Genomic DNA, 14438 nt, shown 5'->3' with positions numbered 1-14438 from the left:
TGTATATACAAATTATAATTGGATCATAACTTGTATATACATGTCATGGCGATTGGGAAAAACTGATTAGGAGGGACATTTACTATGTTGAAAAAACTATTTGGCAAAGACAATAAAGAGACCATTCTGACAGCGCCTGTCACAGGAAAAGTGATTGATCTGTCTGAGGTGCCGGATCCGACTTTTTCACAGAAAATGATGGGGGAAGGACTTGCTATCCAGCCATCTGAAGGAAAAGCGGTAGCGCCATTTGATGGAGAAATCGTCCAATTATTTCCTACAAAACATGCAATCGGGCTGAAAAATAAAGCCGGTGTCGAGGTACTGGTTCATATAGGTCTGGAAACAGTTGGCATGAACGGGGAAGGGTTCGAAGCTTCTGTAAAGCAAGGGGATAAAGTGAAGACAGGCCAGACCCTGATGACTTTTGATCTTGCAAAAATAGAGGAAAAAGCATCAAGCACGTTAACCCCTGTAATTATCACAAACAGCGATGAATATTCTCTTGAATTTTATAATCAGGGTGAAGTGAAAGCCGGTTCGACAGAAATTATGCAAATAAAGCCAAAGGCCAACTAATAGAAACGGGAGGAAATCATGATGGATTTGAATAATCAGGCGAAACAGATTTTAGAAGCCATCGGTGGAAAAGAAAACATTAATGCCGCTACCCATTGTGTGACACGCTTGCGTTTAGCCTTGAATGATGAAAGCAAAGTCGACCAGGAGAAACTGAACAACATTGAAGCGGTTAAAGGTTCTTTTTCAACGAACGGGCAATTTCAAATAGTCATTGGACAGGGAACTGTCGATAAAGTTTATCAGGAATTGATTTCTATCACAGGGATCGGTGAACAGACGAAGGAAGATGTCAAGGCGGCATCTTCGGAAAAAATGAATCCGCTTCAAAAAGCCATCAAGGTTCTTGCGGACATATTCATCCCGATTTTGCCGGCAATTGTTACCGCTGGTTTATTGATGGGGCTAAATAATATTCTTGCTGGTCCTGGGATCTTTTATGACGAAAAATCTTTGATCGATGTCTATCCGCAATGGTCCGGCATAGCTGAAATGATCAACCTTATTGCTAATACAGCATTCGTGTTCCTGCCTGGACTGATTGGCTGGTCGGCAGTGAAAAAATTCGGAGGCAGTCCGCTCTTCGGTATTGTCCTCGGTCTGATTTTAGTTCATCCTGACCTGATGAACGCTTGGGATTATGGTAATGCTTTAAAAGAAGGCAATATCCCGACATGGAATTTATTTGGAATGGAAATTGAAAAGATCGGCTATCAGGGTCAAGTATTGCCGGTATTGTTGGCTTCGTGGGTGTTAGCCAAATCAGAAGTGTGGCTTCGTAAACGTATTCCGGATTCTTTACAGTTATTGATTGTAGCACCGGTAACCTTATTGGTAACAGGTTTCTTGACTTTCTTATTCATCGGACCAGCTATGTTCTTTGTTGGTAATCTGCTGACTGATGGTCTTGTATCCATTTTTGACCAATTCGCTGCATTAGGCGGATTAATCTATGGTGGCTTATACGGTCTGTTAGTTGTAACAGGGATGCATCATACGTTCCTGGCAGTGGATATTCAATTAGTCGGCAGCACAGGTACGACCTTTTTATGGCCAATGCTTGCATTGTCTAATATCGCACAAGGTTCAGCAGCATTTGCCATGTTTCTTGCCACAAAAGATGAAAAATTAAAAGGTCTGGCTTCTACATCTGGTATTTCTGCCTATCTCGGTATCACCGAGCCGGCATTGTTCGGGGTCAACCTCCGTTTTAAATATCCGTTTGTTGCAGCCCTGGTATCTTCTGGTATCGCAGGTATGTATATTACCGTAGCAGGAGTAACAGCTACTTCCATTGGTGTCGGCGGGATTCCCGGCTTCTTATCAATCAGTGCCGGAAAATGGATGCCTTTCTTCATCGGAATGGCAATTGTCATCATTCTGCCAATGGTAATCACGTATCTATGGGCGAAGCGTAGAGGCGATTGCTGATTTTCGCTTTTTGACAAACGACTGAGGTTTATATTGTGCTAAGTATTACTATATGTTGGTGGTGTTTTTATGAATGAAGCATGGTGGAAGAAAGCGGTAGTTTACCAGATCTATCCGAAAAGTTTTAATGATACCACAGGAAATGGTGTCGGTGATTTGCAAGGTATTGTGAAAAAACTGGATTATTTGAGAGAATTAGGGGTCGACGTCCTTTGGTTGACTCCACCTTATAAATCCCCACAGCGGGACAACGGATATGATATCAGCGACTATTATGATATCCATCCGGAATATGGGACGATGAAAGACTTTGACGAACTGATTACCGGCGTCCATGACCGCGGCATGAAGCTGATCATGGATATTGTTGTGAACCATACGTCGACCGATCATGAATGGTTCCAGCAAGCTAAGCAATCGAAAGATAATCCTTATCGCGATTATTACATTTGGAAAGATGGCAAAGACGGTGGACCGCCGAACAACTGGAAATCAAAATTCGGCGGTTCTGCCTGGCAGTATGACGAACAGACTGATCAGTATTACCTCCATTTATTTGATGTTACACAGGCCGACCTGAATTGGGAAAATGAACAAGTTCGTAAAAGCATCTATGAAATGATGAGTTTCTGGGCGGAAAAAGGTGTTGATGGTTTCCGTTTGGACGTGATTAATCTGATCTCCAAAAACCAGGCATTTCCGGATGATGATGGCAGTGTCGCTCCGGGAGATGGACGCAAGTATTATACCGACGGACCTCGAGTCCATGAGTATATGCAGGAGATGAACCGGGAGGTATTTGGAAAATACGACTTGCTTACTGTCGGAGAAATGTCTTCAACAACCATCGATCATTGTATTCTTTATACCCGTCCAGAACGTAAAGAGCTTAGCATGACGTTCAACTTCCACCACTTAAAGGTCGATTACCCGAACGGTGAAAAATGGACAGTTGCTGATTTTGATTTCTATGAATTAAAGAAAATCCTGTCTACCTGGCAGAAAGAAATGAATGCCGGCAAAGGCTGGAACGCTTTATTCTGGTGTAACCATGATCAGCCCCGTGTACTTTCACGGTTTGGTAATGATGTCAACTATCCGGTAGAGTCAGGGAAAATGCTGGCGACAACGATACACATGATGCAAGGAACACCTTATATCTACCAGGGTGAGGAATTCGGTATGACTAACCCTTATTTTGATTCTATTGATCAGTACCGGGATGTGGAATCATTGAATATGTATCAAATTTTGAAAGAAGAAGGGATTACCGAAGAGGAAATTATCGAGATATTGAAGCAGAAGTCACGGGATAATTCGCGAACCCCAGTACAATGGGATGATAGCGTTAATGCCGGTTTTTCTAAATCTGATCCATGGATTGAAGTGGCTGACAACTTTAAGACGGTCAATGCTCAAAAGGCTATGGAACAAAAAGATTCCGTATTCTATCATTACCAAAAGTTAATTCAACTTCGTAAAGAATTTGACATTATCACTTACGGGGATTACGAATGGATTCTACAGGAGGATGAACAGGTTTTCGCTTATGTACGTAAGTGGAAAGACGAAACCCTTCTTGTTGTCAATAACTTCTATGGGTTGGCAACGCGTTTTAAAATGCCGGAGAAATTCGACCTAAAAGGGAAGCAAGTGGATATCCTGATCAGCAATTACGACGATTCAGACAAGGATATCTACGCGGGGGCAGGATTGCGGCCGTATGAGTCCGTCGTTTATCACATCCACTAATGTTAAAATGGTAATGGTGATTCTATGAAAAAGAAATATTTAGATATCTACAATGAACTCGTCATGTCTATCAGGGACGGCAGTTTCAAGGCAGGAGAACGACTGCCGTCTGAGCATGAGCTTTGCGTGCGTTATGATACATCACGGGAAACGATCCGTAAAGCCCTTCATCTTTTAGCGCAAAACGGTTATATTCAAAAAGTGAGAGGGAAAGGCTCGATCGTACTGGACAGTGATAAATATGAGTTTCCTGTTTCCGGACTGACAAGCTTCAAGGAATTGACGAATCAATCCGGCCAGCAAATCCAGACAAAAGTACATGAGTTATACTTGTTAGAACCCGACAGGAAGTTAGCCGAGCTTTTGGATAATACTGAAAAAGTTCCAATCTGGCGTGTTGTACGTTCAAGGAATATAGATGGAGAAAAAGTCATTCTGGACAAGGATTACATCCGACAGGATATTGTACCAGGATTGACCAAAACCATTTGTGAAGATTCACTGTATGAATATATTGAAAATAAGTTGGGGTTGGCCATCAGCTATGCAAAAAAAGAAATTGTCGTCGAACCGGTGTCGGAAGAAGACCGGGAATTGCTGGATGTGAACAACCACGATCAAATGGTGGTCATCCGCAGTTTTGTTTATCTGGAGGATACCACCCTCTTTCAATTCACCGAATCCAGGCACCGCCCGGATAAATTCAGGTTTGTGGATTTCGCCCGGCGCAGCAAATAACTTTCCTGATTTAAGCAAAAGAGAATCTAGTTTCCATTAAGAGAAAATCATTGAAGAACACTTCCATAAGGAGCGAATATAGCAGCTTCTATTGGAAGTGTTTATTTATTAGAGACTTCGTTAAATCTCCGTATTTTCCAGATAAGCTCCCAATTGCTGAAGACTCAGTTTCGAGACAATTGGGGCCGTTACCATATGAGGAATGGGGAAAGCGAATCGTTTCCCGAAGACCCTCAACTCTAACAATATCTCGAAATCAAGTTTTCGACTTTTGGCCCTTTTGTTGAATAAGCCCCTTATGAAATGTTTAACAATTTTCAAAGGTTCATTATTACGCCAGCGATTTACTTGGATTGTATGGATTTATACTTTAAGATGAAAAATAGATGAAAGACCGATTTTACAGAAGTAGGTGATTTCAGGATGATGCAAATAGGCGTTACAGCTAAAATGGCAAAAGAATTGAAGAAAGAAGTTCAGCCTGCAGATGCTGTTGATAGCCCGCGAATTTATCAATGGCATATGAATTTTTTTACTATTCAGCGGAGAAAATGTATATTATTGATGAATGATGAGACCGGGCTGAATTTGACGTTGTTCGGTTTAAAACAGGAGCAATTCAAAAATATGGATCAAGTCATTATGGGCTCATTAAGAGAGCTGCTAAGATTACTTAAAGTCGACCAAGCTATCATCGATGATTTCCTGGAGGCAGGGCAGGAAATTGTTTATACAAAAACTCATGACCGCAGTGTTCTTGGCATGATGAATGAAATAAAGCTTGGGATGGAACATGTCCTGCAAGGATTATCCTACGAGGAGATTGACGCTATCGAAGTAAATGAAAAAAACAACCGGATTATTTTATCCCCATTGAAAGAATTAAAGCCGTTGGATACTTTGATTGCCTATTATAATGAAAATAAATGAAAGCCGCCTGTGAACTGCACCTTTGTTATTAGAACGGACAATAGGGTGTGTTCATATGGCGGTTTTTTTAACCCCAAGTTTAAATGAAGCACAAACGGATATGGGTATATATGAACTCCTTTTCGAGGAAGCTTAAAGGTTTACGAATATACCGTACTGGGTATATAATGTATATACAATGAAAAAATGAAAAACGGAGGTATTACATGTATTTCAAATATTTTTTCGATGAAAATCTTGCGCAGATGTCTTATATGGTCGGTTGTCAGAAAACGGGTGAAGCGCTAGTTGTCGATCCAGCCCGTGATATTACACCTTATCTGGAAACGGCTGAAGCAGAAGGGTTCAACATTACAGCAACGACAGAAACACACATCCATGCAGACTTCGTTTCCGGAGCTCGTGAATTGTCTAAGCGTACAAATGCAAAACTCTATCTTTCCAACGAAGGTGGCGGAGATTGGAAATATCAGTATCTAGATGATGTTGACCATGAGCTGCTTAACGATGGAGATAAATTTTATATCGGAAAGGTCCGCTTTGATGTCATGCATACACCGGGCCATACCCCGGAAAGCATTTCCTTCTTATTGACAGATGAAGGAGGCGGCTCGGAAGTTCCAATGGGTATTTTTACTGGCGACTTCGTGTTTGTAGGGGATGTCGGACGTCCGGACTTGCTTGAAAAAGCAGCAGGAGAAGAAGGTACGTCTGAAAAAGGTGCGCATCAAATGTTTGAATCCCTGAAAAAATTCAAGGAACTGCCTGAGTATGTCCAGCTGTGGCCAGGGCATGGTGCCGGAAGTGCCTGTGGTAAGTCATTAGGCGCTGTACCTCTTTCTACTGTAGGTTATGAAAAACTCAATAACTGGGCAGTTAAAGAAGACATTGAAGATGAATTTGTTAAGAGTCTTCTTGACGGGCAGCCAGAACCGCCGAAATATTTCGCTATGATGAAGAAAATTAATAAAGAAGGTCCGGATTTCCTGGAAGATAAAGACTTAGAGCAGATTTCTATCGATAAACTGGATAGTTATAAGAATGACGATACGATTATACTGGATACCCGTCCTAAGCAGGAATTTGCTAAGGGTCATATAGAGGGAACGATCAATATTCCATTTAATAAGTCATTTGCCAATTGGGCTGGCTGGATGATGGATTATGATAAAGATATCGTATTGATCGCTGATGAGGAAAACACTTATGATATCAACCTTACTCTGCAATCGATCGGGCTTGACCGTGCGGTAGCGTATGTAAAGGCAGAGGATGTCTCTAAACAGTCCAACCTGGAAACTTATGAGAACATTTCGCCAAAAGAGCTGCGTGATAAATACCAGAAAGATGATGACTATGTCACCATCGATGTTCGTGAAGAGTCAGAGTGGAATGAAGGGCACTTAGAAGATGCTGAGCATATCTTCGTTGGTACTCTTCCAGACAATCTCGATAAAATTCCAGAAGGCAAAACTCCTGTCGTCCATTGTCTGTCTGGAGCCCGTTCTGCCATTGCAACCAGTGTCCTGCAAAAGAACGGCTTTAAAGGCGTGAAAAACCTTGAAGGTGGATACGATGCCTGGGTTAAAGAAGATCTTCCAGTAGTAAAAGAGAAATAAGTAATTTATGAAGCACCCGCATAGATATGCGGGTGTATTTTTCATGGAAAAATACAGGGAATACTCCACTCCAGTTGCGGGTAATGGGATATATAGGCTGAATATATGATTATTGGAAATACTTACAATTGTTTCTGAGAAGAAAAGGAGGAATAAAATGGGCTTGAATGTAGCTCAAAAACTGATTAAAGATCATCTTGTTGAAGGTGAAATGACTCCAGGGGAAGAAATCGGTCTGAAAATCGACCAGACCCTCACCCAGGATGCTACCGGAACAATGGTTATGCTGGAATTGGAAGCAATGGGTGTCGATCGAGCCAAGACAGAAGCTTCTGCTCAGTATGTGGACCATAATTTGATTCAAGAGGACAGCAAGAATCCTGATGACCACTTGTTTTTGCAAAGTGCTGCTAAGCGCTTCGGACTTTACTACAGTAAACCTGGAAACGGTGTCAGCCACCCTGTTCACATGCAGCGTCTGGCAAGGCCCGGTAAGACGTTGTTAGGTTCCGACAGCCACACATGTGCCAATGGCTGCATGGGTATGCTGGCAATCGGCGCCGGTGGAATTGATGTAGCGATGGCGATTGCAGGGGAACCGTTTTATGTGAAAATGCCGAAAGTGTGGGGCGTAAAAGTGACCGGAGAATTACCAGATTGGGTAAGCGCCAAGGATGTTATCCTGGAAATGCTTCGAAGACATGGCGTGAAGGCGGCGGCAAATCATGTCTTTGAATATTATGGACCAGGGGTCAAGAACCTGTCTGCAATGGATCGGCATGTTATCGCCAATATGGGAGCAGAGCTTGGTGCGACAGGCACTATTTTTCCATCAGACGACGAAACGAAGCGCTTCATGAAACAGGAACAGAGAGAAGAGGAATGGATAGAACTTAAAGCGGATGAAGGTGCCACGTATGATTTGGAAGAAGAAATCAATCTTTCAGAATTAGAGCCGATGATTGCCAAGCCGACAAGTCCTGGAAATGTTGTTCCTGTCCGTGAAGTAGCCGGCGAACCGATTTATCAGGCATATATCGGATCATCTGCCAACCCCGGCTACCGTGATTTTGCCATTGCTTCAAAAATGGTAGAGGGTCGTAAAGTGGCAGAAAATGTTTCGTTTGATTTGAACCCTACTTCCAGACAAATGTTGCTTGATCTTTCGAAAGAAGGCCATATCGCTAACTTCATCCAATCAGGAGGACGTTTGCATCAAGCAGGCTGTAATGGTTGTATCGGTATGGGTCAGGCTCCGGCGACTGACAGAAACAGCTTACGGACTACGCCGCGTAACTTCCCTGGCAGGTCCGGGACCAAAGAGGATCGTGTATTTCTTGTCAGTCCGGAGACGGCGGCTGCATCTGCGCTTACTGGTGTGATCACAGACCCGCGTACACTTGATATGGATTACCCGGAAGTTCACGAACCTGAAAACCCAACAGTTGACGTTGATTTATTGCAGGAGCCTTTACCAGAAGAAGAGGCTAAGCAGGTAGAGTTGGTGAAGGGGCCGAATATAGCTACCATTCCGAAAATGGAAGGACTTCCGAAAAATTTAGAACTTCCTGTATTACTGAAAATGGGTGACGACATATCAACGGATGAAATCCTGGCTGGAGGAGCAAGAGTGCTTCCATACCGAAGTAATCTTCCTGAGATCAGTAAGTTTTGCTTTGAAATTGTTGATGAGACCTATTATGATCGGGCCATGGATATTCGTGACCATGGTGGCCACGCTATTGTGGGTGGACAAAACTACGGACAAGGGTCCAGTCGTGAACATGCTGCATTAGCTCCCCGATATCTTGGTTTGAGGGTCGCGCTTGTTAAGGACTTTGCCAGAATACACTGGCAGAATCTGGCTAACTTCGGTATCCTGCCGGTCACATTTGTCGATGAGTCAGATTGGAAAGAGTTAGAACAAGGAGACGTATTACAGTTTGAGGAATTAAGGGAGAAAATTAAAGAAAGCAATCGATTTGAAGTAAAAGTGAAAGGGAAAGATAAATCCATCAAAGTAGAGCATGCACTTTCACCGCGTCAGTTAGAGTTCATCCTTATGGGTGGTTTGATCAACTGGGTGAAGGAACGTTTGCATCGGTGAATAAATACAGGAAGACTATAGGGACGTAGACGATCTGCGTCCTTTTTTCTTGTCTTAAAGGAGGCTATCTCGTAGAGCGGAAACCTGGAGCATTGTCCTGCTGCCTTTCCCGGCGCTTCATTTCCTGCTTCAGCAGCTCTATAAATTCATCATCCACATTCAGCTTAAGTGCAGCGCGATAAGCCTGGATTAACATTTCATAGGATAGGTTTTCCATGTGTAGGTACTCCTTTCAAAAGTCAGGAAAGCTTCGTGGCACAAGTGGCAGCGCCAGTGATGTTACCTTCTTCATCCCATATAGGCTGGGCGAATACATCGTAAATGGTACATCCTTCCGGTCTTTCAAAACGGATGGTTTTACGAAGCGGCTTTCCTTCCTTGATTACTTCGCGTTTCATTTTCATTAAGGTGAGCATTCCCTCGCTGGAACCCAATTCATCATCCCTTTTTCCCAGTAGGGAATTCTCACTATAATGGGAAGGGGCGTTAAAAACCCAGGTGTAACGTAAATCTTTTCCACAATGGGCCAGTACCACTGGTGAGCTCAGCAAGGCGGTTTGAAAAGGATCGCTGATGTGTTCTGTGAAAAAAACAGATGGGTGGATATGAAAAAAATCTGCAATTTGTTTAGCGACAAATATACTGGGATTGCGTGCTCCGTTTTCGATTTGAGCGTAGTATGCCCGATCGATATGAACCTTTGATGCTACTTCCTGCTGCGTGTACATTTTTTCTTTTCTAAGCTTAATCAGCCATGTTCTCATTTAACCGCTTCCTCACTGTAGCCATACTTCTATAGTTAGTAATTCTGCATAATCATCATATTTCCTTGTGGCAAATTGCAACACTAATAGAAAAGCAGGGAAATAGATTGTAGAAAGGTTCTTTTAACCTGGCAGGACCTTACTAAAAAACAAAAATCATTGGTGGTCAACAGGTAATCCTGATAATATTAAGTATAATGGATGACAAGGAGAAATTCACAATGGCTTGGGATTTACTTAATATTATTGCTGTGGCTGCTTTTGCTTTTAGTGGGGCAATTGTTGCTTTGAGCGAGCGGTACGATATATTTGGCACTTTCATGTTGGGAATCGCTACTCCTTTTGCGGGTGGTATTATCAGGAATATCGCTTTAGACTTACCGGTAGTCCATGTGTGGGAGCAGGGCTATCTATTTTACATAGCCGTGTCGACGATAGCGATCGTTTACTTTTTCCCTAAAAACTGGGTCATGTTTTGGGACCGCTGGAACATCTATCTGGATGCTATCGGTTTATCTGCCTTTGCTATCCAGGGAGCTGCCTTTGCGGTGGATACAGGATTTCCTCTCGGAGGAGTAATTTTTGCAGCTATTTTGACAGGAGTCGGCGGGGGGATGACAAGGGATGTGTTAGCCCAGCGGAAACCGATGGTACTGCACCAGGAAATCTATGCTGTATGGGCTATGCTTGCGGGTTTAGCCATTGGATTAGAATGGGTGGACGTCAATCAGACATTTGAGATGTACCTCTTATTTTTTGTGATTATCCTGCTCAGAGTGCTTTCCTATCACTTAGGCTGGCATTTACGTTTTCGCGACCTTTATCGTGTATAGGAAGTGCCGCCGTCTAGTATTCCGGAAAAAGATGAAGCGTGAATATGAAAAAAGCAGCCCGACCATTAGTGTAATGGATCGGGCTGCCTCTATTCCGCACAAGCCGTGGCGTTTTTCTTAAAACGTCATTACCAGCTAGGCACTTAAGCTTCAGTTCTCAAACACGGAATAAATCGCCGGATAGGTAGCGTTCACCTGTATCCGGTGCGATGGCGACAATCACTTCGCCCGGGTTCTTCTGTTTCGCGACCTGGATAGCTGCATAGCAGGCTGCGCCTGCAGAAGTTCCAACAAGAATTCCTTCTTCACGTGCTAACCGACGGGTGATATCATAAGCATCATCATCTTCGATTTTGAAAATTTCGTCATAGACTTCCTGGTTCAAGATGCTTGGAATGAATCCCGGGCTTGTGCCGACAAGTTTATGCTTGCCTGGCTTTCCGCCTGATAATACAGGGGAGCCTGCTGGCTCTGCCACATGAATGGTCATATCGGAAAAATGTTTTTTTAGCTCTTCTCCTGTGCCTGTAATTGTTCCACCGGTACCCGCTGTGGACACAAAAGCCGATAATGGTTTGCCTAACTCTTCCATCGCTTTAATAATTTCCGTAGCAGTAGTGTACCGATGGGCATCAGGGTTGGCTTCATTTTCAAATTGCATCGGCATGAATCCTCCTGGAGTTTCAGCTACCAGTTCTTTGGCCTTCTCAATGGCACCAGGCATTTTATCAGCTCCAGGTGTCAAAATGATTTCTGCGCCGTAAGCTTTTAGCAAATTGATTCGTTCCTGTGTCATGGTGTCCGGCATGACAAGGATAGCACGGTAGCCTCTAGCTGCAGCATTCATAGCCAGACCTATACCGGTATTTCCACTTGTCGGCTCAATGATGACGGAGCCTTCTTTCAAATGACCTGCTTTTTCAGCTTCTACAATCATATTGTAAGCAGCACGGTCTTTTACGCTGCCGCTAGGGTTGAACATTTCAAGTTTCAAGTATATATCCGCCCCATTTTCGGGAGAAAGACGATTCAGTTTGACCAGTGGTGTATCTCCGATCAATTCTGCCATATTATTTACAACTTTCATGCCGTCACATCCTTTGCATCATATATATAGTATTTTAACATATTATAAACTCTAATACCTACTAAGGTGATAGGAATTGGTTGGCTCATATAAAAAAGGACACAAAAGTGCCCTTTACATATTGTTTCTTCTTTCAACGTATAGTAGAATAAGAAACGTCTATTCATATATTGTAAAATTATAAAATTACCCAATTATAATTTTACTACATCAATCATCTGTTGTCAACAGGAATAGATAGAAAAGATGGGGAGTGAAGCCATTGGATAAAAATACCCGTGTATGGAAGCAGGAACAAGCCCGTGTCGAAGAGATCACCGGGCTTATCCAGGCAAAGAGACAATCACTGGAAGAAAACACCGGGCAGCTAAAAGAAAACATCATTAGTTTAAGAAAAAATTTCTGGGAAGATGTCACCGTCAACATTGATGAACCGGACGAAGTGATTGAGACTTATGCCAGTATAAAGCAGCAAGCAGAGCTTTTATCCGAACGGGAGCGAAGTCACGGGCAATTTTATAAGTCGATCAAACTTTACAGTCGCCTGGAAGACTCACCATATTTCGGTCGGATCGATTTTACCGAGCAAGGCGGTCAAAAAGAAACGGTGTATATTGGTATCGGCTCCCTTATGGATAAGGATGAGGATGACTTCCTCATTTATGATTGGCGTGCTCCTATTGCAAGCATGTATTATGACTACTCCCCAGGACCAGCACACTACGAGACGCCTGAAGGCAAGATTAAAGGTGAGATGGAACTCAAACGTCAATTTATAATTAGAAATGGGAAAATCACGGGAATGTTTGATACAGGTCTGACGATAGGTGATGAACTGCTGCAGCAGGTACTTGGCGGCAATGCAACCTCTCAAATGAAAAGTATCGTAGCAACAATACAAAAAGAACAAAATCAAATTATCCGATATGAAAAAAATAACATGCTTGTTGTACAGGGTGTTGCCGGAAGCGGGAAAACTTCTGCTGCCATGCAGCGTATTGCCTATTTGCTATATCGCTACCGCAAAACAATCCGGGCTGATCAGGTTTTGCTGTTTTCCCCGAACCAAATGTTCATCAGTTATGTGTCCTCCGTTCTGCCTGAGCTCGGAGAAGAAAATATGCGCCAAAATACATTTCAAGAATATGCCGCACAACGGCTGGATGATGAATATACATTGGAATCCCCATTCGAGCAGTTGGAATATTTGTTAACAGCACAGTCGGCGAACAACTATGAGGCAAGGGTTGACGGGATTCATTATAAGGCTGAGCTGGCCTTCAAGAAGATGATAGATGAATATGTCAGTAAGCTCGCAACACAAGGGATGAAGTTCCGCAATATCAAGTTCCGTGGTGAACCGATAGTCAGTGGAAAAGATATAACCGATTATTTTTATCAGTTAAATGCCAACATGTCGATTCCGAATAAAATAGAACTGGTGATGGATTGGCTGTTAGCGAAGGTAGACGATTTAGCTAAAGAAGAATTAACGAAAGACTGGCCGGTGGAAGAAGCTTCTTTCATGGATAAAAAAGATTATCTGGACGCCTTCAAAGAACTGCAAAAGAATCAGCGTTTCAATGAGGAAACGTTTGATGATTATCAGAGGGAAGAGCAGATGCTGGCGAAAATGATCGTCGATCGCAGTCTTCGGCCATTACGTAATAAAATCAAAAACTTAAAGTTTATTCATATGAAAAGGGTATATCAAGGGTTATTCGAACAGGATTTACCAGCAGATTATCCGGGGAAATGGAAAGAGATAGGGGAAAGTACTATTGCTGCTATCCAATCAAAAAAGCTTCCGGCAGAAGATATTACGCCGTATTTATATTTGCAGGATCAGATAGAAGGGAGAAAAATAAATCCTGTTATCCAATATGTATTCATCGATGAAGCACAGGATTATTCTCCCTTCCAATTTGAATTCATCCAGCAGCTTTTCCCTAATGCGCACTTTACTTTATTAGGGGACTATAACCAGGCGATCCTGGCCAATGTGGGAGAGGCCCCAACTATTCTTGAAGCCGCAGGCGGGTATGAAAATGTAAAGCGCATCCGGCTGATGCGCAGTTATCGTTCCACAAAGCCGATTGTCCACTTTACGAGCAAGCTGATTCCGGGTGGTCATGAAATTGAGGCGTTTAACCGAGATGGAAGGCTTCCACGCCTCCATAGTCTTCATAAGGAGACAGAGCAGGTAAAACAGCTGAAGAAAATAATTAAAGAACGACAGCGGGAAGGACAGGAAACTATAGCGATTCTTGGAAGGACTAAAGAGGAATGTCAGGAGATTGTATCTGAATTAGAAGGTGAATTTTCACTTCGTTTTATCTATAAAGAATCACAGCCATTTGAAAAAGGCTTAATGGTTTTGCCGGTCTATTTGGCTAAAGGAATTGAATTTGATTCTGTTATTATTCCGGATGCATCTGCATCCACTTATTTCGATCAAAGTGAACGTAAACTGTTTTATACTGCGTGCACAAGGGCTATGCATGAATTGGATATTTGTTATATCGGAGAAATGAGTCCCTTTTTAAAACAGATACCAAGAGACTTATATGAATACGAATGAAATTACCCCCCTGTTAT

At 42.7% G+C, this 14438-nt stretch carries 12 protein-coding genes; 9 read left to right on the top strand and 3 right to left on the bottom strand.

Annotated features, from left to right (window positions below):
* Nucleotides 1-84 precede the first annotated feature (84 nt).
* The 7 genes from P855_RS22555 to P855_RS0114600 all read left to right on the top strand — a co-directional run bounded on the left by P855_RS22555 (nt 85) and on the right by P855_RS0114600 (nt 9156).
* A complete protein-coding gene (locus tag P855_RS22555; RefSeq protein ID WP_028784269.1) occupies nt 85-579 on the top strand; it encodes a PTS sugar transporter subunit IIA in 495 nt (164 codons plus the stop codon).
* A gap of 18 nt (nt 580-597) precedes the next feature.
* Nucleotides 598-2010: a PTS system trehalose-specific EIIBC component gene (gene treP, locus P855_RS0114630; protein ID WP_037986091.1), complete on the top strand. Its 1413-nt coding sequence runs from the start codon at nt 598-600 to the stop codon at nt 2008-2010.
* Nucleotides 2011-2079: 69 nt separating this feature from the next.
* Nucleotides 2080-3762 (top strand): alpha,alpha-phosphotrehalase, encoded by a 1683-nt coding sequence (gene treC / locus P855_RS0114625; RefSeq protein ID WP_028784267.1) that lies wholly within the window; start codon nt 2080-2082, stop codon nt 3760-3762.
* Nucleotides 3763-3786: 24 nt separating this feature from the next.
* Nucleotides 3787-4500, top strand: a complete 714-nt coding sequence (gene treR / locus P855_RS0114620) for a trehalose operon repressor (RefSeq protein ID WP_028784266.1) — start codon at nt 3787-3789, stop codon at nt 4498-4500.
* 423 nt (nt 4501-4923) lie between these two features.
* Nucleotides 4924-5430 (top strand): DUF6933 domain-containing protein, encoded by a 507-nt coding sequence (locus tag P855_RS0114615; RefSeq protein ID WP_028784265.1) that lies wholly within the window; start codon nt 4924-4926, stop codon nt 5428-5430.
* A 206-nt stretch (nt 5431-5636) separates the two neighbouring features.
* Entirely contained in the window at nt 5637-7049 is a 1413-nt protein-coding gene (locus P855_RS0114605) for an MBL fold metallo-hydrolase (RefSeq protein ID WP_028784264.1), read from the top strand.
* Between the two features lie 157 nt (nt 7050-7206).
* Complete coding sequence (locus tag P855_RS0114600) at nt 7207-9156, top strand: aconitate hydratase (RefSeq protein WP_028784263.1); 1950 nt, start codon at nt 7207-7209, stop codon at nt 9154-9156.
* A gap of 64 nt (nt 9157-9220) precedes the next feature.
* Here P855_RS0114600 and P855_RS21860 read toward each other — a convergent pair whose 3' ends face one another.
* Nucleotides 9221-9373: a sporulation histidine kinase inhibitor Sda gene (locus P855_RS21860; RefSeq protein ID WP_084315712.1), complete on the bottom strand. Its 153-nt coding sequence runs from the start codon at nt 9371-9373 to the stop codon at nt 9221-9223.
* A 22-nt stretch (nt 9374-9395) separates the two neighbouring features.
* Nucleotides 9396-9920, bottom strand: coding sequence for a helix-turn-helix domain-containing protein (locus P855_RS0114590; RefSeq protein ID WP_028784262.1), 525 nt, complete (start codon nt 9918-9920; stop codon nt 9396-9398).
* Between the two features lie 221 nt (nt 9921-10141).
* Here P855_RS0114590 and P855_RS0114585 point away from each other — a divergent pair, with 221 nt between their 5' ends.
* A complete protein-coding gene (locus tag P855_RS0114585; protein WP_028784261.1) occupies nt 10142-10753 on the top strand; it encodes a trimeric intracellular cation channel family protein in 612 nt (203 codons plus the stop codon).
* A gap of 157 nt (nt 10754-10910) precedes the next feature.
* Here P855_RS0114585 and cysK read toward each other — a convergent pair whose 3' ends face one another.
* On the bottom strand, nt 10911-11840 hold the full coding sequence (gene cysK / locus P855_RS0114580; protein ID WP_028784260.1) for a cysteine synthase A: 930 nt from the start codon (nt 11838-11840) through the stop codon (nt 10911-10913).
* Between the two features lie 253 nt (nt 11841-12093).
* On the opposite strand from cysK, the gene helD reads away from it, so the two are divergent.
* Nucleotides 12094-14421, top strand: coding sequence for an RNA polymerase recycling motor HelD (gene helD, locus P855_RS0114575; RefSeq protein WP_327084785.1), 2328 nt, complete (start codon nt 12094-12096; stop codon nt 14419-14421).
* The last annotated feature ends 17 nt before the right edge of the window (nt 14422-14438 follow it).

The sequence above is a fragment of the Thalassobacillus devorans MSP14 genome (assembly GCF_000496835.1).
GTDB classification, from domain to species: Bacteria; Bacillota; Bacilli; order Bacillales; family Halobacillaceae; genus Thalassobacillus; species Thalassobacillus devorans_B.
Note: the sequence above shows the minus strand (reverse complement) of the source record. Positions and strands in the feature narration are given on the sequence as shown.